Origin of the sequence: Parundibacterium terreum, assembly GCF_014636315.1 — a bacterium.
GTDB classification, from domain to species: Bacteria; Pseudomonadota; Gammaproteobacteria; order Burkholderiales; family Burkholderiaceae_D; genus Undibacterium; species Undibacterium terreum.
The window spans coordinates 179,655-201,745 of record NZ_BMED01000004.1; the positions used below are offsets into that span (position 1 = coordinate 179,655).

Consider the following 22,091-nt stretch of genomic DNA (forward strand, 5'->3'; position numbering starts at 1 on the left):
GTGATAAGCGGTGTGGCGTAGATAAATTACATTCGATAGCTGTGAGGAATCCATTGCCCCCACTTGGCTTCATAGATTGTCTTGTTGCGCAGAAATAACTCTTGCTTGCGTTCCTCGCCTAGCTTATTGAACGACGCAGAAAGATTGTGATGAACAAACACATCTTCGGCACATATATGGCGAAAGCCTGCCTGCTCAATTCGACGACAGTAGTCATCGTCCTCAAAAAAGCCTAATCCAAAAGCTTCATCTAATCCACCTATTTTTTCGTAGGCATTTCTTGTAATCATTACGCAGAAAAATGCTAACGTAGGAATGTCGAAAGACTCACCCAGATGAAGTAAGGTGTGGTCACGGGCTTTTTGAGGCATTTCTGATAGTGACTCATACTCAATGCTTATTTTTGCTTCATTCCCGATATTATTGGTGACTGGTCCAATTAAGCCAATTGTTGGATCCTTCTTACAATGGCGGACGAGACCGCTGGCCCAGCCGCTGGTCACGACAGTGTCATTATTAAGGACGACTAGATATTCTCCTGCCGACAGTGCCAAGCCCTGATTATTAGCTTTTGAGAAACCTAAATTATCTTCATTCAATATCAACTTTACGTCCGGCCTATTTTTTCCAAATTCCCGCAAATATTCTGGAGTGCCGTCAGACGATGCGTTATCAACGATGATAATTTCGTAGCGAACATCTGTCGTATGCTGATCAATGCTGGCAAGACAAAGCTTAGTCAAGTCCAAGTTGTTGTAGGTTACGACAACAACGCTAACGAGTGCAGCCGTACTATTTTTTAGAGCCGATTCAAATTCTTGAGCGCGATGTTCCCAAGTTTGCTTGCTGGCAAAACTTATACGCTGCTCCCTGATCGGCGCCTCAGCAGGTTCTTTTAAAGCATCTCGGCATTGTGTGACAAAATGTTGATGACTTTCTGCCAAACGTACCAAATCCTTCATACTCGACAATTCGGGTAAATCTACGCTAACGATAGGTTTTCCAACACATAGATATTCATATACTTTAACTGGATTGGTCGCCAATGTTAGATCGTTAACAAGGAAAGGCAAGATGCAAATGTCAAATGAGTGCAGATAAAATGGTAATTTTTCGTAACTCACCTCACCAATCATCTTTACGTTTTTATACGTAGAAAATCTCTTTTCTGCTCCGCAAGTATCATTCCCGATGAGCAGAATTAAGCAATCTGGAAACTCATTTGCTAATTTCTCGACTAATGCACAATCGAACCAATTGGCAATTGCGCCAAAATACCCAATTATTTTTCTGCCCTTAATATCCTCGTATTTTTTCGAAGGGATTGGGTTAAAGTGGGTGAATTCACACGCGTTGCGTACGATAAAAACATTCTTGTTTCTATCTTTTCCTATGTTATGAAGCCAATCGGAAGTGACGATTAGGGTATCCGATTCGCGCATCAGTGCGCGCTCGGCAGATATGACTTCTGGAGGGACGTTTCCGAATCCCTCGTGGTGGTCCATGCAATCATAAGCCATATGATTTGTCGGGAGACTTCTTGCAACTGGTAACCAGAATGGATGCTGGACTACTGAAATTGATTCACGGATATCCCCGCATTGGATCAACTCAGTAAGATCTTGGCGAAGCTGATTTAGCAGGTGCCCGCTCATCTTATTTTCATAAATTGCGGGAGCAAATTTTGCGTGAAGCCGGATCTGAAATATATTTGGATGATTAGGAACCACCTCGACCACGAATCCTGGCTCGCTGTCGTTCACAAGTTCTGAGCTAATGTAAAAAACTCTGTGGCCTTGCTTTGCAAAACCAAGTGCCAATTGCTGCGGGCGCTGAAAACGGAAATTCCAATCGATCACGCCCCAAAATATAACGTCCGCAGTACCAATATTGTGAAACTCCGAATTTCTTGGAAATGCGTCTTTGTGAGCTTTTGAGATAAGCCGGTGATTTTCATTCTTATCCGAGAAATGGCCGGCCGTGATCGCGCCCGAGCCCACTTTTGTGATTCCCCGCATAGTTGAGCTCAGCCCTGTTCGATCCAAGACGGATCTGGCTGAAACAGGTAATCGTCTGTATATTTTTCGTAGGATGTCTCGAAATTGATAGCCGGGATTTCCTAACGAAACTCTTTTTAATGCTCTGAGTGGTGCGGTGTATCGCCAGGAGGTGGAGGCCCAGATGTCCTCAATTTTCCGAAGAGATTCGTCGTGCTTCTGCTCGGAAAGGGTTAGGCTTTCGCGGAGATTGCAAATTGTCGATAGATACTCTTCTATCTTTTGACTCCTCTCCGTTAGTCGAGCCGTGTAAGTTTCTTCTTGTTGCTCATAGGTCACAAGAAGTTCACTTATCTTCGAGTTGGCATCTTGTAAAGAGCGATTTAGTTGGTTATTTTGCGACAGGAGTTCATCGCGAATCTCCACTGCTCTGGCAACTGTTCCAGCATCGTTACTCGCGAATGCTTTAACAACATATTGGTAATCTTCACCATACGGATTGGTGGCAAGCAATGCTTGTTGTTCAGCACTCAGATTTGTCCAATTATGTCCGAGTTCCGCGTGAGCCGCAGGCATCCGTATGGCATGCCAATGGCTGGGTAAAAATCCGGAGCTAAATAAGACTTTCTCAAAATCTTGACGTGTAAAAAATCTCAAATGAGTTTTATCTAGCAACCCACGGTGCTGATATGGGAACCGACCAGCCATCAGTGAGGCCAATACAGAATTGTGGCCCACATTTGGAATTGACACGATCAGATAGCCATTTGGCGCAAGCAAGCCACGCGCGTTTTCTAAGCATTGCCATGGATTCTGAAGGTGCTCGAGAACATCTGCGGCAATGATTACATCAAACTGTTGCCCTTCGAACGAATCCAGCCACTCGCTTTTATCCAGGTCGCCTTGAACAGCGACTCTGCAGATACGTTTAAGGACTTGGGCGCACTCTGGATCGAATTCGACCGCGCTTACATCGCACTGACTATTGTGAGCCAAGAAGCGAAGAATTGTGCCCGGACCAGGGCCAAGCTCCAACACTCGTTTTTTTTCCCCAGTTAATCGAATTACCTGAGCCGCCGCTGTATCTGAGGACGCGTCAATGTCATAAGAGTAGCGTTGGGCTACTGAAATGACTTCTTTTTCAATGTTTTTCATTTTGTGTAAGCATTTTGAAACTAGTTTGTTCGATCGGGAGTTCTATCATTCCACTCTGCACTAACAGTGAAGATTGGAATGGATAAGCATCATGGACCCAGTGATGCATGATGTGATCTGTTGCTGTACCTTCACCGGCAGCAACGCTAACCATATAGTCACCCATTGCTAGCCCAGGAATCTGAATATCAAAACTCGTCTCAAAACTTTGCCCGGCTATCATCGGCCCGATACTGGCACGAGCATGCTCGGTATTTCCTCCGAATAAAACCTGACCCAATCGGTCTTTTACGGAGAAGCCGACAATGGGCCTGTTAATTTCGGTGTTGACATGAACCCGGACGAGCAATCGAATTTTCATCAGGCCATTTACCTGTAGAACAGGTCGCCCTATTTCGTCAGTGACTCGACACTCTTTTATGATAATTCCACCTAGCCCAAAGCTATTAGCAGATGCCGATATGTTTTCTGAGATTTGATCAATTTTGATAACTGATTCTGTTGAAGATTCCCTGATATCAACAGGTTGACGTTTTTCGTATTGTTTTTTTAGATAGTATTCAGTAACTGTCTTGGGATCTCCGACTGTAATTAGACGGCCGTGATCAAGCAAGAGAGCCTTATTGCACAGACTCACTACGCTAGCACTATCATGACTCACAAATAATATGGTTCCCTTTTCAGCGAAAGCCTTTAGGAATCTCATGCATTTCTGAGTAAAGAAAATGTCACCAACTGCCAGCGCTTCGTCAATTACCAAAATATCCGCATCAATGTTAGCGATTACAGCAAATGCAAGTCTGACAAACATGCCGCTAGAATACGTTTTTACAGGCTTGTTAATGAACTCACCGATATCGGCGAATTGTTCTATAGCGGGCAATTTCTCTTCTATTTCCTTTGGGCTTAGGCCATAGAGTGCTGCATTCAGTCTAACATTCTCCCAACCGGTGAAGTCTGGATTGAATCCGGCGCCGAGTTCTAGCAGGGCGGCCAATCTACCTTTTACGCTAACGCTGCCGCACGAAGGTGACAACGTTCCGCAAATAATTTGTAGCAGAGTTGATTTTCCGGATCCGTTTTGACCAATTACGCCAATCACGTCACCCTTCATAATAGTCAAATCTAAGGAGTGCAACGCCCAGAATTTATCTTTTCTATTTATGCGCCAAAATTGGTCGACCAGATGCCTGAGTGGGCTCCCAGATATTGAATAGCTTTTTCCAACGCCTTGAGCGTTGATCATAACCTCACAAGACATCGGCAAATCCTCGCTTCAATTTCTTAAAGCAGGCATGGCCTACGTAGAATAGGACTAGAGCCAAAAAATAAAAACAGATCCAGGTAGTAGCTGGAGGGCATTTTTGCCAGATTAATAAATTTCGCAACGTTTCAATAATAAACGTTAGTGGGTTTGCCATTAGCCACGGTCGGAAAGCAACTGGCAGCACTTGAACAGCATAGAATACTGGACTCAAAAACATCAAAGCGCTTGTAAGCGCGGGAATCATTTGTTCCATATCCCTGAAATAAACTCCAAGGGAGCATAGGATCCAGGCTATTCCGATTAAACATAGAAGGTACGGCACCAATAGCAAGGGTACCAATAACCAATATGTGGTAATTTCAATTGGTGAGAAACTCGTGAAAATGACGAAAACGACGAAGCTCATTAAGAAGTGAAATGCTCCAATCACAATCGGAACAACTGGTAGTATTTCCAAAGGAAAAACGACGCGTTTTACGTAACTTGCGTGATTCAGGATAATCGTTGGACTCTTGGACAGGCACTCGGCTAGCCAGTTAAATACTATCAATCCGACATAAAGAATCAGGGAAAAATTTAATTTTTCTGATATTGACGAAGGCGCTGGCGCATCTCCCCATCGAGATTTGAAAATTTCACCAAATACGAAGGCGTATATGGCTAGCATTAATAGTGGGAGCAGCAATGACCAAAATAGGCCTAGAACAGAACTTTTGTAGCGAGCCGTCAAATCACGCTTACAAAGTTGTATCAATAACCGACGGTGGTGCCATAAACTATGCCAAGGGGAGCTCAAGAAACCAAGAAATGAAGCAGGTGAGAGCATCTTAATTAGTTGTCAATTTTATTAATCTCGCAGAGATGGAGTTGCAACGTACGGCTTTAATTCTCGCCGGGATGGCTTGAAAAAAAAACAAAACACACGCATTTTAACTTATGCCGTAAATTCACCAGGAAAAGTTTCATTTGGTAGCAAATTTTACGCGCTTTCCGAGATGAAATAATGTTGCGATAATATCACGAATAAAATAATGGCGTTTCCTCGTGGCAATTTGTTGGCCTGCCCAAGAAGTCCTCATTTCAATCGTTCGGATCTCGATTCGCACACCACGTTCAACAATAGATCGCCCCGTGTTCATCGAAATGAAATTTTACGCTTCTATTAACATGTAAAATTCAATGGTTTTAGCAAGAAAGATATTTTGCAATAAAGACAATAAATCATGATGTTTGTTTTTGCCTCGAACTATTGCTTCCCGGCAATTAGTTTGGCATATGAATCATTAGTATCGGAGTTCAGTGTCGCGGTTGGTTGCAACTTAAATTGATGGAGCCTCTGGTATAAACGAGCACAGAAACGTGTAAAGTACGCGCCTGTTGCTGCAAAAAGGAAAAGGGATGGGCGAAAATAGTTGCAATGACGGAGTAGCTTGCGCCCGGCCGATTGTCAGAAAATTTCTTTACGCCCTCGAAATATAATTACTTTCAATGAATACTCTCCGATATGTTAGATAAATCCCGACGTTTTCATGTTTTATTCGGATTAGTCACGATAGCCGGTGGGCTTCTTGCCAAACTGTCTTACGCGGCTGCCAGTAGAAAAGCGTTTGAAGCAAACTCAACGGCTGAAGCATTAAAAAATTTTTCCGAAAAAGATGTGCCTGAAGTCAGTAATCGGTTGCTGATTGGGGTGCCGGAGATTAGTGCGGAGCCGGACCGCATTGCGGTACATTTGCGAAGTGAGTTGCCTGGCACAGACATGATGTTGTTAATGTCTGCCAATACTGTACCCCCGGTCCTAGCGCAGTTTACCATTCCGATCGGGACCGAAGCAGATATCAGCACACAGGTCAAATTGAAGGACACGACCACGTTACAACTGGTGGTTCGTGCCGGTGGCAAACTCTATACTGCGCAAAAAGAAGTCAAAATCGCAGTGCCTCTGGATAATAAGCTATTAACGGAATATTCATGATTGCAGTGACATTCAAACGCCAGAATGATTATCTCGAGATGACTCTATCTATAGATAATCCCTTCCGTGACGATAGTGCGGTACAGGCTAAATCTGGAAAGGTGAATTATAGAAACTTTGTGCAGGAGCTCAGCGTCACCTGTAATGACCGCGTATTGCTTTCCGCCCAGTTCAATCCTGGCATGGCGTCCCACCCGAATTTGATTTTCAGGTCAAAGCATGTGCTCAAAAAAGATAATATCAAAGTCGAGTGGCTGGACAATTCAGGGAAAACAGCGATCGAAAATTTTCCCGTCACTATTTAGAATCCAGTATGTCCATGAACTTGACACCGATTGGTGAGTTATTAATTGCGAAGCAACTGGTTTCAGAGCAGGATGTAGAACGCGCATTGCAGCTGCAACCGCAGCTTGACGCACGCCTTGGGCAGATCCTGATCCGCATAGGTGCGATATCTGAAGATAATTTATTGCCCGTGCTGGCGCAACAGCTGGATATCCCCTTGCTTGACGAAACGCTCTTGCCAAGCACTGCACAGATGATTGAGCAGGCTGCCCAGCTTGGCGGTTTAAGTACCAATTGGTTGTTGGAACAAGAAATTGTTCTTTGGGAAAATGTCGACGGTACTATTGCTTGTGCCTCGCCTAACCCGTTGAATAGCTTCGCCAGAGAAACATTGTGTAACGCGTACCAACAGCATCAATTGCAATGGAGCTTTGTCCGTTCGAGGGATATCGAGCGAATGGCCAATCTTATTCGGTCGGACTCCGTCTCCGCAATGTTTTCCGATGAAGTCGCGCACTTACGTGAATTAGCTGAAGAAGCACCTGTAATTGAGTTGGTCAACAACACCTGGGCGCAGGCCATTGATATTGGCGCTTCCGATATCCATATCGAACCTGAGGAGCATGGCTTTGAAATTCGCTTCAGGGTTGATGGTATCTTGACTACCAAAATGAGCTTTGGTCGTGATCGTTTCGATGCTGTAGTGTCGCGTATTAAATTGATATCGGGTTTGGATATCGCCGAGCGGCGTTTACCGCAGGACGGTCGCATCAGTATCCGAGCCAGCGGCATCGACATCGATATTCGCGTTTCCGTGATTCCCGGCGTTCATGGCGAATCTATCGTGCTGCGTTTGCTACCCAAAGAGCGTAAGGATTTCAGCTTAAAGCGTCTCGGTATGGAGCAGGATCATCTCAACAAGTTCCGCAAATGGATTAAAGAGCCGCACGGCATCGTCCTGGTGACCGGGCCGACCGGTTCGGGTAAGAGTACGAGCTTGTATGCTGCACTGGCGGAAGCCAATGACCGCCAAAAAAAGATTATCACCGTTGAAGATCCGGTCGAATATAAGATGGACGGGATTACCCAAATTCAGACGCATGCCGAGATCGAGTACACGTTTGCGCGCGCTTTGCGCGCAATCTTGCGACATGACCCGGACATAATCATGATCGGAGAAATTCGTGATCTGGAAACTGCTGAAATTGCTGTCCAGTCTGCATTAACCGGTCACATGGTTTTTTCAACCTTACATACCAATGATGCGATCGGTGCCTTCAACCGTTTGATTGATATGGGGCTGGAGCCCTTCCTGGTGGCTTCGTCACTTCGAGCAGTACAGGCTCAACGGCTGGTGCGACGTTTATGTTCCCATTGCGCCAAACCCTTAAGCCATGACGAAATGATGCAGTTGGCGCCAGCAGATTTTGCTGAACAAATGCTGGAATTGCAGGGGCGCTTCCCGACACTGATGACTGAGTCGGCAAAGTGGCATCATGCTACTGGTTGCCCTCAATGCCAAAACACAGGCTATCGCGGTCGAGTCGGGATTTATGAATTTGTCGAGGTCACGACCGAGTTGCAGGCAGCGATCGTCCAGCGTTTGCCTACCCATGAAGTGAACCTATTAGCCAAACGCGATGGTTATCGCAATTTGCGGGAAGACGGGTTAATTAAAGCGCGTAACGGCTTGACGACGATCGATGAAGTGATGCGCGTGACCGGTTTAAGTAATCAGGTGGCGAGCTGATGGCATATCAATACGAAGCGAGCACCGCGGACGGACGTCTGGTCAAAGGCCAGATTGAGGCCCCTAGCGAAATCGAAGCGATGCGTTTGCTCAAGCAGCAAGGTTTGACACCGATTGCGCTAAATACGATAGAGTTGCAAGCGGTCAAGCAGGCGGGTGGGCGACGCACAGTTAGCGCTCAGGATAAGATGCTGATGGTGCGTGAATTGGCAACCCTACTGACGGCGGGTGTGCCTTTGGTTGAAGCGATACAATCAATGAGCGAAGCTGCCGGCGCGTCTCCGCTGGGGCAGGCATCGACCCAGATATATCAAGTGCTACGTGGAGGGGGGAATTTATCCCGTGCGTTGACCACCTGCGGCATTAGCTTTCCTGACTATCTGATACAGCTAGTTTCCGCGGGAGAAATGACCGGTAAGCTAGCCAGTTCCCTGCATCATGGCGCAAATCAGATGGAATACGAAGAAAAAATTCGTCAGGAGATGCGCAATGCCCTGACTTACCCTACCGTTTTGGCGGTGTCAGGTGTGCTTGCCACTTTGTTGATTTTTGTCGTCGTGGTACCAAAGTTTGCTGGGTTATTAAAAAACAGCAAAGGAAAATTGCCAGAAATTTCAGTGTGGGTTTTGCAGACCGGGATGTTTGTCAAAGAACACCTGCTGATTTTGGGGGCTGGCGCGGGAATCGCCGCGTTCTTTTTGGTGAGCTTGTTTTCTAGACCGCAAATTCGGCAAAAATTTTGGGACGGTCTGGCACGTATGCCGTTAATTGGCGCTTGGCTTATAGAAACTGAAGTTGGTAGATGGGCCGGGATGCTATCAACTTTGCTGGAAAATAAAGTACCCATAGTCAGAGCCATGGAGCTGGCGCAGGGAGGGGTACAGATTAGTTTATTGAAACAGCAATTGGGGCTTGCCGTTAAAGACTTAAAAGGGGGGAAATCGCTGGCCGAATCCCTCGGTATGCATCGTACATTGAACCCGATGGGGTTAAATCTTGTCAGAGTGGGCGAACGTACCGGCGAACTATCTACGACGCTCAAAACCTTGTCAGTGCTGCATACTAATGCTGGGCAAGAACGTATGAAGCGATTTTTGATTATGCTGGAACCGATTACGATTTTGTTGATAGGCTCTGTAATAGGGCTGATCATGGCTGCTATCATGATGGCTATTACGAGCCTCAGTGATATTGCAGTTTAATGTGAATTGACACAACTCCGTACCAGCGGAGTTAATGGCCAGGCGATAAGAGCTGCTAAGTGCAGGCGCCTTGGTTTTGTCCAGGCTAAATTGCTTATACTTGTATAAGACTTGTCTGCAAGATAAACGAGAGAAATATGAAATTGACGAAAAAATTGCACCGCACTGCGGGTTTTACACTGATAGAAATGTTGGTCGTTCTTGTGATCATAGGTTTGCTTGCGAGCTTGGTTGGGCCTAAATTATTTGGCAAACTCGATTCTTCCAAAGTTCAAACAGCACAGACTCAAGTCAAAATGCTGAAAGGCGCACTGGAAACGATGCGTCTCGATCTTGGCCGGTTCCCTACGCAATCCGAAGGTCTGACCTTGCTAAATAATCCGCCAACAGATGAAAAAATAAAAAACAAATGGAAAGGTCCATATCTCGACGAAGACCTGCCTACCGACCCCTGGGGCGCGCCGTATGTGTATGCTGTGCCAGGCCCGGCGGGAAAACCATTTGCCTTGTATTCGCGGGGGCCGGACGGTAACCTGAACGGTGTAGGCGCGATTGGTATCGCTCCTGCTGCTGACAATGCTGATAAGCCGCAGTAAGCAATCGGCATCCCGACAGCACGGTTTTACACTCCTAGAGTTGCTAATCGTGCTAGCAATGATGGGGTTGCTCGGATCACTGGCTGTCCCGGCACTAGGAAGATTGATAGACAGCCTGCGGTATCGCAATGAGCGTTCTAGCATGATTGCGCAGATAAGTACCCTCAGCTACCGCAATTACCTGCTGGCGCAAGACTTCACTTTGCGCACCGATAATATCAACGAGATCCTCAAAGACGATGAGCCGGCACTCGATGTGCCAGCAGGATGGGTGGTGCGAGTGCCTATTCCAATACATTATCAGTTCAATGGTTACTGCAGTGGCGGTGTGGTTGTTCTGAATGCACCGGATCACGCCCCAGAATCATTGCATTTACAGGCCCCGGGATGCGGAGTCAGTAGTGAATAAAAAACAACACGGATTTACCCTGCTCGAAGCGATTGTAGCGTTTGCTCTGGTGGGTACGATTGGTATGACTTTGTTCGCATGGATTAACACCAGTATCATTTCGCTAGGCAAGGTGCAGACCATCAACGCCCGCAACGACGCTATTGCAAATGTGATCAGCTATATGCAAGCGATCAATCCTATGCAAAATCCGGAGGGCAAGACAGAATTCGGTGCATATAGTATCCAATGGAAATCTAAGGTGCTGGGGCCGGTCGCAGATAATCGTGCCTACCCATCCGGTATCGGTTTGTATCAAGTGGGTTTATATGATGTGGAAGTGAGCGCCAAGACGATTCAGGACCCATCTTGGTTCACTTTGCACCTGAAATTAGCCGGTTTCAAGAAAGTACGTGAGCAAAATGGTATTTTCTAGATATCGCGCCGCAGGCTTCACTATTCTAGAAATGCTGGTTGTTATTGCCATGTCCGGCATGATCGTCATGATTTTATTGCAAGCGTTGCAGAACGTGATGACTTTGCACCATCGTTTTGGTGTAGAACTTGATCGTAACCGGCAGCAAGCTATGGCGCAGTCATGGGTCAGGCAGCTGGTGGAGGGATTGCAGCCTGATCTTGAGGATGGAGAAAATAAACTTCAGGGTAGCAGCAAAGAGATCAAGGGCCTCAGTACTTCGGTAGTGACCGAACAATTCGGTATGCCGACACCCTTCAGCTTGAAAATGCGTTATAACCTCGCCAACAACCGCACCGTCATTGAATACGCCGACCAGTTGCACCAGGATACGCCGATGGAACTATGGAGTTGGGAAGGTAGTCGAGGTAAATTCATTTTTATTGACAATAAACAGCGTGAATACGAGACCTGGCCACCAGAACTCGATCACAGCCGGCAGATTCCAGCCAGTATACGTCTGGAAGCTGAGCGCGACGGTCAGCCATGGATCTTGTCATTTAATCCCGGCGGGCCGGTCAACCCCTTGCCTGACCTGAAAAAAACCTATGCTGGAGCATTGAATTGAAACAGCGCGGATTTATTTTGGTGGCGACGCTGTGGATCCTGGCCGGCATCACGATTGCCGCCGCTTTTTTTGCCCAACGCATAGCCAGTTCTATACAACTAGCAAAGCAATACGATGCGCACATCCAGAGCCAGGTTGCGTGCAGTGACAGCAAAGCGGAAATCGCCTACTTGCTTGCGACCAGACCGCTGAGCATGTATGGCATTGGTGATGTCGCGACCCATATCAGGCTCGATAACCAGGCGTACCGGATGGAGGGCGATTGTATCGCCCGCCTGCAAGATACCCGTGGCCTGTTCGTGATCAATGCAGCGAATCGTGACTCACTTGGTATTTTGCTGAATCAAAAAGGGGTGCCGGAATCCGAGCATGACAAATTGTACGATACGCTGATGGACTATATCGATCCGAATCCGAATGTCCATCGGCTCAACGGAGTTACTAAAAGCGCCTATAGAGATGCAGGCTTGCCAGAACCGACAGGACATCTTTTGGTTACCCCCGATCAATTGCGGCAGGTATATGGTTGGAGGGAACAGAAAATCTTGTGGCAGGGCGGTGAGCCTCTGACCGACTTGATCACAACCGCAAGAACAATAGCGGTGAACCCGAATACAGCACCGGCACCGGTATTGCTGACCTTGCCGGGGGTGACACCGACAGTTTTGCCAAAGTTACTGCAATACCGTAGCATTGAACCAATCTTGAATGACGGGCAATTGGCAAATTTGCTAGGAATTGATTCTCAGCAATTATTTTTAAAAGTAATCTCTTTTCCGGCGGACACTTTGCGGGTCAGCCTTGGTTCTAGCGGCCAAGAGACTTCGGTCAGATATAATGTCGCGCTTACCCCGATCGCTGCTGATGCACCGTGGCGTATCGATTATTACTACAGTGTTCCTCAACGAATTACACAAAAAACTAATGACGCAATTTCGTCAAATCCTTTCGACCTTAAGGCTACGCCTCCCAGCGCCGCGTCGAGTATATCTCTCTTCGAGAGCCCCCCTCAATAAGCCAGGAAAGGCGTATTTGCCGGGGCAAATCGTCGTCGCCCGCGGTTTTTGTCGCTTTTCGCGCTTTGACTTAAAAACGATACCGGTCAAACGTCGAGCACAGGCTCTGCAATTGCAAATTAGGCAATGGGCGCCTTTTGCACAGCCCGATTTTGCGATCGTGTTTGACGCGGATGCCGCACTTGTCTGGTGCTGGGACGCCGCTTGGTTGACGGAGCAGCGCGCTCAATTGCCAAAATATTGGCACAATGCCGAAACGATACCCGAAACTTTACTTTGGACGCCACCAGCCGATGGAATGTCCTTACTGCATTGCCTTGATGGCATTGAGGCACAGTATTGGCAAAATGGCCAACTGCGTGCGAGCCGATGGTGGGCGCAGATGCCGGAAATCTCTGAGTACGCCGCCTTTTGTCGTGAAGTTGGCCATCCGGTGGCTCTACTGACTCAGATGCCGACAGTGCAGGCCCCAATCGGCCAGGCTCAGCCGTGGTTGCCCGTCGTGACTGGCAACGGCTTGTCCGCAGTCAATCCAGCCACGGAACAATGGTTATACGCTTTATTATTCTTATGTGTAGCAATGCCCTACGGCTGGTACAGCTTACGCGATCAGCAAATCAATGATGGCATAAAAGATAACAAATTAAACTTGGCTCAACTGACAAGCCAAGCGAATAGCCTAGTAAAGGCGCGTGATTCAGCGTTAAAAGCGGTCGATGAAATTGTCAATCGCCAGCGGCTGGACCCCTATCCCAGTCAGTTAGAGATGATGAGTGCTGTGGCCGATGCTCTGCCTTCGGACTCCACCATCCGCGAATGGGAATTTACTGAAAATAAACTCAGGATCGTCGTCTTTGGTGGTCTTGAAACTCCGTCCCGTGCCGACATCACCAAAACTTTGATGAGCAGTGGTTATTTCAGCGAAGTGCAAAACTTGCTCGCACGCGACAATAAGAGCTTGTCTTTCCGTATGGTGGTATTGCCAAAGAAAGGCGTCACCATGTTACAAGACAAACCGAATGCTGAGGGAAAGGACAACAATGGCTGATAGCATACGCACCCAACTCGCCAAAAATGTTCGGTTGCGGATAGGTCTGGCATTAATCATCGCCATCGTTGGTGCTTACCTAACGTTAGACAAGTCGGAGGCAGTCACGAAGCATCAAAAAGAATATCGTAAGCTCAGTGTTCAGCTCGAACAAGCGCGTCAGCAAGCCACCGATACCGCATGGCTTAGCCGCAGCGTGAAAGCGAACCAAGCGCTGGAAGAATTGCGTGGACACGATTGGATAGACAGCAGTAACGGTCTGATTCAGTCCAAATGGAATGACAGCCTGCAAATCCTGTTGAATCAGGAAAAAACTGCCAATGCCACGGTCGCTTTGTCGGAAAATGTTGCCGACGATGCCTCCACTAAAGGGGGGAGCGGGGTAGGCAATAGCGGTGTGCCGGGAATGAATGTCATGAAAGCCAAATTACGTTTCGAAGCAGTGCCCAAAACACTGTATAACATCTTACAGGTCATCGACACCAACAAACAAAGCATGGTGGTGGAAACCCTCGTCTATAACTGGTTGGGCACCACTGGTCGAGCTGAAATCAATCTTAAAGCCTTTACCCATTTGTCTGATCAAGCCCGCCAAGACGATACTTCAAATAGTATTGCCGTCAAATCCGATGTGGCAAGCCATGCAAGCAACGCAGAGAAAGGCAAGCCATGATGTGGCAACAAATTCGCCTCAGCGTCATTGTCACCACCTTGCTTAGCTTGTTCGGTCTACTTTTGATGAAAGTGTTTCTGCCGCCCTTACCAGTGGTCAAATTGGTCAATGGCGACGCCCAACCATGGGAAATTCCTGCCGTTTTTAAACAAGATCCTAGTTTAAAAGTCGAACAATTAATTAGCCGCAACCTGTGGAAAGAGCCGGCCGTGGCCGGAAATAATCCTGCCGTTGAAGAAAAACCATTGACGCCGCCCGATTGGCGTATCGCCGCCGTCATCAAAACCGGTCGGTCGAATCAGGTGGTCATTAGTTTTAAAGATAATCCGAATAACTTACAAACCTTGAATATTGGCGACAAATTGCCAGGAGGGTTTCCTATTGTCCGAATTGAACAGAACTGGATCGTCATTGCGATCAATGGTAGGCACAGTATGTTATCCGTAGGACGCAATTAAGATGAATTCCATGCAAAATAATCTGAAAAGTATCTGTATTTCTATGCGCACACTCCCATCTACGCCTGTTGCACTGAGCGTCATTGCCACTTTGATTACTTTGGCGGTGTCAGGCTGCGCGGAATACGATCCTTTACTGAACTTGACCAAAGCGCCAAAATTACCCACGCCTTTACAGGTGCAGGCACAGCCATCTGACGGCACTATCACTGACTCTGCGGACAACAGCGCTGCACCAGAAGGTCGGCCAGTATTCAGAAAGACCCCGCGCCCGCCAGCCCAGGAGGAGGGTAAAGTCACCAAACCACAAGAATTACCGGCAAATGAAAAAGCTGATATCTCATTGGTTTTCGATCAGATCCCTTTGCCAGCATTTATCAATACTGTATATGGCGCGGTATTGAAAACTAATTTTAGTGTTGATCCGCGGGTATTGGAGCGTAAAGACTTAGTCACGCTTCGCACCTCTCGTGCGCAAACGCCGACGGAAGTGCTGCGAGCAGCCCAACTGTTGTTAAAAAGCTACGGCGTCACCGTCAACGATATCGGCGGCTTCTATAGAATAGTGCCGGACAATGCGCAACTCGGCTATTCGCCGGAAATCCGCCGCGGCCGTGCATTGCCGGAAGTGCCGATGGCTTTGCGGCCGATATATCAGTATGTAGAAATGAATGCCTTGCGCTCTGCCGAGATGCGCGCTTGGCTGGCGCAGATGTTCGGCAATCGCCTGCAATTGATAGAAAGTGCGCAATATAATGCTTTGATGGTATCGGGCGAGACTGAGGATGTCAAAGCAGCACTGGAGGTGATACGCGTCATGGATCAGCCTACCATGCGTGGACGCACTAGCCAGCGCATAAATCCTGTCTACTGGACTGTCGACGATCTGGCCCGGAAATTGAATGAACTGCTGGCGGCAGAAGGTTATACCTCGCAAGTTGGGATGGGGGCAGGGGCAGCCAGCACGCCGATTATATTGCTACCTATAGCAGCGAATAATAGTTTGATCGTATTTGCCGGTGACGATGCGATTTTGAAACACGTTGCCGATTGGGTCAGAGACCTCGATCAGCCAACCAAGGCGCGCGGCGGCAATGGTTATTTCACCTATGCGGTGCAGAATCTGGACGCTGACGATCTGGCCAAGACCGTGCAGGATTTGCTTGGCGGTGCGACCGTCGCCGCCACGCCAGGTGCCGTTGCCAGTACCAAGCCGGCGGCGCGCGTGGTCGTGCACAAACCTACCAATACATTGATCATCCAGGGCACAGCCGATCAGTATTCGCAATGGATAGGCTTGTTGCGGGAGCTCGACAAACCGGCGCGTTCCGCCCTGATAGAAATGACGGTGGCGGAGGTTACGCTGACTGATAGTCTGAATCTCGGTGTTGAATGGGCGCTAAATAATGGCAGCTCCTCAGCCCATGTCATTGGCGGCACGCTCGGTAACCTAGGTCTGGCGACTGGCGGCTTGAGTTTTAGTCTGGTCAATGGCAATGTCAAGGCAGCCTTGAATGCGTTGGCAGGCAATAAGCGGGCGCAGATATTGTCCAGCCCTCGCATCATGGCACGTAACGGGGAGACCGCGACCATATCTGTAGGTCAGCAAGTCCCTATATTGACCAGTCAGCAAACCACTGGGACGACAATACCAGGTGTTCCGGGTGTGACTCAAACCATCCAATATAAAGATACTGGTATTATCCTCAAGGTCAAACCGGTGATCCACGCCGGAGGACGTATTGATGTCGATGTCTCTCAGGAAGTCAGTTCTGCTGGAACAACAACCACAGGCGTAAGCAGTTCACCAACCTTCAGTAATCGCAAGATTGATACTAAACTGTCGATACAGGACGGTGCCACAGTGTTGCTGGCTGGTCTTATCTCAGGCAATAATACCCGCAACAACAATGGCGTACCACTAGCGAAAGACATTCCGATCCTTGGGGCGTTGTTTCGCAATCAAGCTGATACAAATGATAAGACTGAACTGATCGTATTGATCACGCCCTACATAGTAGAAGACGACCAGACTGCGCAATCGATCACGCAGGCGTTCCGTAACCAGCTTGGTAATTGGGCAGCAGCACCGCCGAATCCAGCAAATTCACCGATCGCGCCCTCAAAACGTGTGCCTCTCGGCATGCAAAGTGGTAAAAAAGAGACAGATAATACAGAAATGTCCGATGATTATCCTTCTGACATTGACGCAGGTAGAACGGTGAATCAGTCTGATACTCATGGCTCAGTAGGTAGCAAAGAGGCGGCATCGGAAAAACCGATTAAAGCCGAACAAAATCAAGGACAGGTTGTGACTGATCCAAAGATCATTGAGGAAATACGGGCTTTACAGCGGGGTGTAAAAAAATAAATTTTTTGTCAATAACCGCTTTAAAGGTCATGTATATATTGATTTTTACAGGGTTGTTGAGTTACATTTTCGCTTGAAGGCAGCGGGATGCCGTCGGAAAAAGTGGTAATTTTGTAAGCGAATATGTTTGTTGCTGGTCCGCAATACTGAATTACTTTGACATAACAACATTTTTTGATATGCTACGTCGGTCTTTAAAGAAAGACGCAATTGCAATTGCAAATTTAACTTTGTATACAAGGAAATAAAAAATATGAAACATTCTATGATGCGTGTTGCTGTTGCTGCTACGCTGGGTTTTGCAGCACTGGCTGCGAACGCTGGTCAAATCGGTGTGAACGTTGGTGCGACTCTGGCAGCAGAATCTATTACTAGTACTGTTGTTATCGCTCAGCCAACTATCACTTATCAAACAGCAAGTTTGATCAATGACGGTGCAACTGTTCAAGTGCATGTTCGCTTTTCTGCTGGTTCGACAAAAGCAGCGGACGGTGGCGTTTTGCCACTCGCAGCTGACATTGGTCTGTTTCTGAACGGCGCTGCAGTAGCTCCAGCAAACTACACTATCACTGGTATCACTGCAGATACTGATGGCTTGGGTTACTATTTCACGCTGACTGCTGTTGCGGGCAAGGGTGGTATTCCTTCTGCCACCGTAGTTAACATTTTGACCGGTAATGCAAAGATCGCTTCCTTGACATCTGCTTTGGGTACAGGCGGTACAGTATCTACAACAGTTGGCTACACAGCACAAGCTGGTGATTTCTCTGGCGTTACTACTTTTGTTGAGCCAGTATCTACAGCGGTTCTGTTCACTTCCAAGAAAGCCTTGAGCCAAGTAGCAGTCAATTCTAATGCGATCAAAGCTACCTACTTCACAACTGCTGAAGCTGGCCAAGTTAACGTTGCAACAAGCTTGACTACATTTACTGGCGCGTCTCCAACAGCTGGTACAACCAAAATCAACTTGGGCGCGACTAAGCTGGTTCTGGACACAACATTGAAAAATGCTGGTACAGGTGCAGCGATTGCTGCTGCTGATGTGGGCACAACAGTATTCACAGCAACTGGTGACTTCTCTGTTGCTGGCGCAAGCGTGATCTTGGCATCTGATCAAGCATGTACAGCTACTGTTGCTGCAGGTACTATCTCTACCGATGGTAAAACAGCTACTTTTGCTGCTGAAACTGCTGCTGTTGCGACTGCAAATAACTTCCTGTGCTACACAATTCCAGGTACTAAAACAGTACCGTACGGTATTCAATACGCATTTGGTGGTGCTGCTGTAGCTGCAGGTACATCGACATTGGCATCCACACAAACAGGTGGCAACGTTTACTTCCTGAAGTCTAACGGTGCATCTGTAACAGTTCCTTCCTTTGTACCTACAACAGGTGCTCTGGGTGCTGGTTACAACACTTACCTGCGTGTGATCAACACTGGTAATCTGACATCTGACATCAGCGTAGCTGCTTACAACTCCACAACGGGCGTTGCAGGCACACCAGTTAAACTGATTACTCAGTTGCCAGCAGGCGGCTCTGCTAACCTGGATACAAACACAGTTACAGCTGCACTGGGTCTGCCAGCTGGTTGGAGCGCATTGTTGGTAACAGGTTCTACTAGCCAATTGGCTGTTCAACCATTGTTGGTTAATCCACAAGGCGTGATCACTAACCTGAGCGCAATCAATGGTGGTAACAACGCAGCAACAGCTAACTAATCTGATTAGTTAATTGTTACTTGGAAAAGGCGGCGTGAGCCGCCTTTTTTCTTTTGGAGCCCGTTGTTTGCGATTTGTATCGTTGTAGGCATTCTATGAATTTTGGCCTATTCAACGCATTGGTTGGTTGGATCTTGGGCATGTGAATTCCGCCTCTACAACCCATACTTCAGCCAATTTGACTGCTCGCTCTGCATACCTCTATGAAGCGCTAATACTAATACAAGCGCATGCCCTAACGAGATTCCCACCAGGGGAATGTAGATCGACTCTGCAAGTATTCGTTAGCAGAATGCAAAAATAGCTTTTGCGAACCATCTTTGTGACCATGCCATAATGGAATCCCCTAATTTTTAACGGAAGTTAAGTGTAAGGGCTGGTCAATCGGCAAAGACTAATTTCCGTTTTGTGATTGCTTCCCCAAGGCCATTGCGGCATTCATACATGTGCGTAGGGTGGAGTTGCCAGCATCCATGGCAACGATATTATCAAACGGATGTACGACCACGTCGATTAATCTCATAACGCTGGCTGGACGGTGTAAATATTAGCGGGAGAAGTAATTACGAGACACTAGCTTCAGTTGCGGCTGGCCACCACCGGATAGCTGTTGATTGCAGGGGTGTTGCTGTCTGTGGATGTGCATCCGTTGCCATCGCTACCATTGACGGGAGTGCTGCTGCTGCGCCAGGAGTTGATTAATCGGCTGACTTGGCGCCGAAAGCCAGCAATAAAATAGAAGTAAGGCAATCCAGAGCAAGACCTTTAGGCGAGTTGATAGGGATATGAGGAACTCTAGCAATTCAAAGGGTGACGTCGAAGTCATGAGAGTTGTGAGAATTCAAATGGCACGCGGTATGCCGTAAACTGCATGTTTTTGATCGCGATGTCCACCTTACACATAGGTGCGTGCTGCGCCGTCAGGTGTTAGTCAAAATGCTGGCGGCCTTCTAGCACTTGCTAAGACATTGAGAGAGGGTACACGAGGATATACCCTAAGGCGCCACTGTTAATACCGCATATGGCGTGGTAATTACTAGGCCGCTTGCGCTCCACGCGATGCCTACAGGCTGCCACACGCTGGCAGCCGCTAGCGATCCTGTTTTGTTACCAATCGCCAGAGGAGAGCCGATCATGGTGCTGACAATACCTGTTGGTGTAATCTTGCGGATCGCGTTGTTTCCGGTATCGGCCACATAGAGATTGCCATTGGCATCCACCGCGATACCTGAAGGCGAATTGAACCTTGCCAAAGCGCCCGAGCCGTCGGCAAAGCCCGGGCCGTAACCGGCAACTAGGCTGACGCCGCCATCTGGCGTGATTTTTTGCACAGTATTGTAATCTGTAATGTATAGGTTGCTGGCCGCATCAATAGCAATTCCCTTAGGATAAGTCAGGCTCACAGGCGTAGAATTCCCCGGTTCATGCAGAGCGAGTGTGCTAATAACCCCTGTTGGCGTTACCTTATTAATCGTGCCCTGCCCCTTATTCAATACGAAAAGGTTGCCCTGGGGATCAAGTGCAACACCTTCCGGCATATTGAAATCCGATATTCCTACGGAACTAGTCACTTGCTTGCCGGCAAAAGTCGTGACAACCCCGGTAGGCGTAATTTTTCTTATGGTATTGCCGACTATCTTTTGATAATGAGAAGTACCGCCGATCAGCAGGTAGTCCGAGACAAAGAGATTGCCGAGCGAATCCACGACCATTGCTTGAGGGGAACTGAAGTTGGCAGCTGCGCCTGTTCCGTCCGTTTGCACCTCATCGTGGCGCGAGGATCCAGCCAGCAAACTGATGGTGCCGGTAGCACTGATTTTTTGAATAACGTCATTTGCAGTATCGCCCACATATACGCTGCCGTGGCCGTCCAAGGCCAGTCCAGCCAACGAGCGGAATGGCGCGCCAGGTGCTGTGGCGCATCCCGCGAAATCGCTTGCTTGACCAGACGGATTGATTTTTTTAACGACGCCATTGTCCCATGTCACCAAATTCCCCTGTGCATCGACCAACAACTGCGATAGCGATGTTTCAATTAACGGGAAAGCCGTGCTGACGACGCCCGCGGGCGTAACCTTGTAAATTAGACTTGCATTAGTGTCGTTGATCAACACATTTCCCAGACCGTCCATGCCCAGCTTGTCGCCACTAACGCTGAGCGACGTAGTTGTTCCATTGGGCGCCATGCGGCTGACTGGGTTACCCGGCACATAGACATTGCCCGCGCCGTCGACTGCAAGTCGGAAGCCAGAATTCTTGAACAGGGTTGTTACCTTGCCGTCCACGGAAATTTTGCGAATAGCGTCGTAGTCGGTGAAGTAGATATTGCCTGCCGCATCCGACGCGACTCCATAGATGTACTTGAATTTTGCTATTCCTAAAGGGCCATCCAAAATGGTTTGGGTGGCTACACCAGCGGCAATCGTGGTCACAACCCCTGCTGGAGTTACCTTGCGGATAGCATTGCTATCGGAAACATAAAGATTGCCCGCTGCATCGGTGCTCATGTCGAATATTTGCACAAAGCCTGCAGCCGTGCCGTTGCCATCCGTCATAGACTGGCGACTAGTCGAGCCGACGAAAAGACTGGTGACACCAGCAGCGTTTATTTTGCGAATGTTTACAGTCTCAGCAATGTAGATTGTACCGCTGAGGTCCACCGTGGCAACCGAAATGCCTCCAAAGCGCGCGCTTTTTCCCATGCCGTTAAGATTGCCCCAACCACACAAATCCCCGGCAAGCAGGCGCAGCTGCGGGCCACTATCTACGACAGTCACGACGGCCGCCGCAACACCCACGTTACCCGCCGCATCCTTGGCGCTGAATGTTACCGGTGTGTCACCAACCGTGAACGAGGGCGGTGCGTCGTTACTGACGCCGCCTACTACGCCGACATCATCGCTTGCAATCGCGCCGTGCATAAAGTTAGCAAGCCTAGGGTCGGTCGCGGAAACTGCTGTCTCGCCGGCAGCAAGCAATATAGTCAATGCAATCGGTGCCACAACGACTGGGGCCTTTGTATCCACGACAGTGACTGGGCCGGAGGGCACTGTCGCGCTAGTTGAGCTTCCCCCTCCGCCGCAAGCACTTAAGGACAAGGTTAAGCAACTGGCGGTAATGGAGATAAATCGGCGTGCAGACATG

General features: G+C 48.2%; 18 protein-coding genes and 1 pseudogene. 15 read left to right on the forward strand and 4 right to left on the reverse strand.

Going from position 1 to position 22,091, the window contains the following annotated elements:
• Positions 1-26 precede the first annotated feature (26 nt).
• From IEW12_RS19240 to IEW12_RS29140, 3 genes are read right to left on the reverse strand one after another with little or no spacing between them, the layout of a single operon-like run.
• A complete protein-coding gene (locus tag IEW12_RS19240) occupies positions 27-3,152 on the reverse strand; it encodes a glycosyltransferase (RefSeq protein WP_188567727.1) in 3,126 nt (1,041 codons plus the stop codon).
• A complete protein-coding gene (locus IEW12_RS19245) occupies positions 3,139-4,398 on the reverse strand; it encodes an ABC transporter ATP-binding protein (protein WP_229751232.1) in 1,260 nt (419 codons plus the stop codon). Before IEW12_RS19245 ends, IEW12_RS19240 begins: the two co-directional genes overlap by 14 nt.
• A gap of 4 nt (positions 4,399-4,402) precedes the next feature.
• Positions 4,403-5,245 carry an ABC transporter permease gene (locus IEW12_RS29140; protein WP_371874559.1) on the reverse strand — a complete coding sequence of 281 codons (843 nt, stop codon included), beginning with the start codon at positions 5,243-5,245 and terminating at the stop codon, positions 4,403-4,405.
• A gap of 678 nt (positions 5,246-5,923) precedes the next feature.
• On the opposite strand from IEW12_RS29140, the gene IEW12_RS19255 reads away from it, so the two are divergent.
• The 15 genes and pseudogenes from IEW12_RS19255 to IEW12_RS19320 all read left to right on the forward strand — a co-directional run bounded on the left by IEW12_RS19255 (position 5,924) and on the right by IEW12_RS19320 (position 18,947).
• Positions 5,924-6,394 (forward strand): thiosulfate oxidation carrier protein SoxY, encoded by a 471-nt coding sequence (locus tag IEW12_RS19255; RefSeq protein WP_188567730.1) that lies wholly within the window; start codon positions 5,924-5,926, stop codon positions 6,392-6,394.
• Positions 6,391-6,699, forward strand: a complete 309-nt coding sequence (locus tag IEW12_RS19260) for a thiosulfate oxidation carrier complex protein SoxZ (protein WP_188567731.1) — start codon at positions 6,391-6,393, stop codon at positions 6,697-6,699. Before IEW12_RS19255 ends, IEW12_RS19260 begins: the two co-directional genes overlap by 4 nt.
• An 8-nt stretch (positions 6,700-6,707) precedes the next feature.
• Positions 6,708-8,429 (forward strand): GspE/PulE family protein, encoded by a 1,722-nt coding sequence (locus IEW12_RS19265; RefSeq protein ID WP_188567732.1) that lies wholly within the window; start codon positions 6,708-6,710, stop codon positions 8,427-8,429.
• Complete coding sequence (locus tag IEW12_RS19270) at positions 8,429-9,631, forward strand: type II secretion system F family protein (RefSeq protein ID WP_188567733.1); 1,203 nt, start codon at positions 8,429-8,431, stop codon at positions 9,629-9,631. Before IEW12_RS19265 ends, IEW12_RS19270 begins: the two co-directional genes overlap by 1 nt.
• A 137-nt stretch (positions 9,632-9,768) precedes the next feature.
• Positions 9,769-10,227, forward strand: coding sequence for a type II secretion system major pseudopilin GspG (gene gspG, locus IEW12_RS19275; RefSeq protein ID WP_188567734.1), 459 nt, complete (start codon positions 9,769-9,771; stop codon positions 10,225-10,227).
• Positions 10,208-10,306, forward strand: a pseudogene (locus IEW12_RS29145) (prepilin-type N-terminal cleavage/methylation domain-containing protein); the annotation flags it as partial. The gene gspG and the pseudogene IEW12_RS29145, both read left to right, overlap by 20 nt.
• Positions 10,307-10,369: 63 nt before the next feature.
• A complete protein-coding gene (locus tag IEW12_RS28905; RefSeq protein WP_229751233.1) occupies positions 10,370-10,636 on the forward strand; it encodes a hypothetical protein in 267 nt (88 codons plus the stop codon).
• Positions 10,629-11,051: a PulJ/GspJ family protein gene (locus IEW12_RS19285; RefSeq protein ID WP_229751234.1), complete on the forward strand. Its 423-nt coding sequence runs from the start codon at positions 10,629-10,631 to the stop codon at positions 11,049-11,051. The genes IEW12_RS28905 and IEW12_RS19285 overlap by 8 nt, the downstream gene beginning before the upstream one ends.
• Complete coding sequence (locus IEW12_RS19290; protein ID WP_188567737.1) at positions 11,029-11,658, forward strand: PulJ/GspJ family protein; 630 nt, start codon at positions 11,029-11,031, stop codon at positions 11,656-11,658. Before IEW12_RS19285 ends, IEW12_RS19290 begins: the two co-directional genes overlap by 23 nt.
• The gene (locus IEW12_RS19295; RefSeq protein ID WP_188567738.1) at positions 11,655-12,674 is read left to right on the forward strand and encodes a type II secretion system minor pseudopilin; all 1,020 of its coding nucleotides are present in this window, start codon (positions 11,655-11,657) and stop codon (positions 12,672-12,674) included. Before IEW12_RS19290 ends, IEW12_RS19295 begins: the two co-directional genes overlap by 4 nt.
• A gap of 16 nt (positions 12,675-12,690) precedes the next feature.
• Positions 12,691-13,722, forward strand: coding sequence for a PilN family protein (locus IEW12_RS19300; protein WP_188567739.1), 1,032 nt, complete (start codon positions 12,691-12,693; stop codon positions 13,720-13,722).
• Positions 13,715-14,395 (forward strand): hypothetical protein, encoded by a 681-nt coding sequence (locus tag IEW12_RS19305; RefSeq protein WP_188567740.1) that lies wholly within the window; start codon positions 13,715-13,717, stop codon positions 14,393-14,395. The genes IEW12_RS19300 and IEW12_RS19305 overlap by 8 nt, the downstream gene beginning before the upstream one ends.
• Positions 14,392-14,853, forward strand: coding sequence for a hypothetical protein (locus tag IEW12_RS19310; RefSeq protein ID WP_188567741.1), 462 nt, complete (start codon positions 14,392-14,394; stop codon positions 14,851-14,853). Before IEW12_RS19305 ends, IEW12_RS19310 begins: the two co-directional genes overlap by 4 nt.
• A gap of 1 nt (position 14,854) precedes the next feature.
• The gene (locus IEW12_RS19315; protein WP_188567742.1) at positions 14,855-17,224 is read left to right on the forward strand and encodes a secretin GspD/PilQ domain-containing protein; all 2,370 of its coding nucleotides are present in this window, start codon (positions 14,855-14,857) and stop codon (positions 17,222-17,224) included.
• Between the two features lie 253 nt (positions 17,225-17,477).
• The gene (locus IEW12_RS19320; protein WP_188567743.1) at positions 17,478-18,947 is read left to right on the forward strand and encodes a hypothetical protein; all 1,470 of its coding nucleotides are present in this window, start codon (positions 17,478-17,480) and stop codon (positions 18,945-18,947) included.
• A gap of 995 nt (positions 18,948-19,942) precedes the next feature.
• Here the strand turns inward: IEW12_RS19320 and IEW12_RS19325 are convergent.
• A complete protein-coding gene (locus IEW12_RS19325; RefSeq protein ID WP_188567744.1) occupies positions 19,943-22,090 on the reverse strand; it encodes an NHL domain-containing protein in 2,148 nt (715 codons plus the stop codon).
• Between the last annotated feature and the right edge of the window lies 1 nt (position 22,091).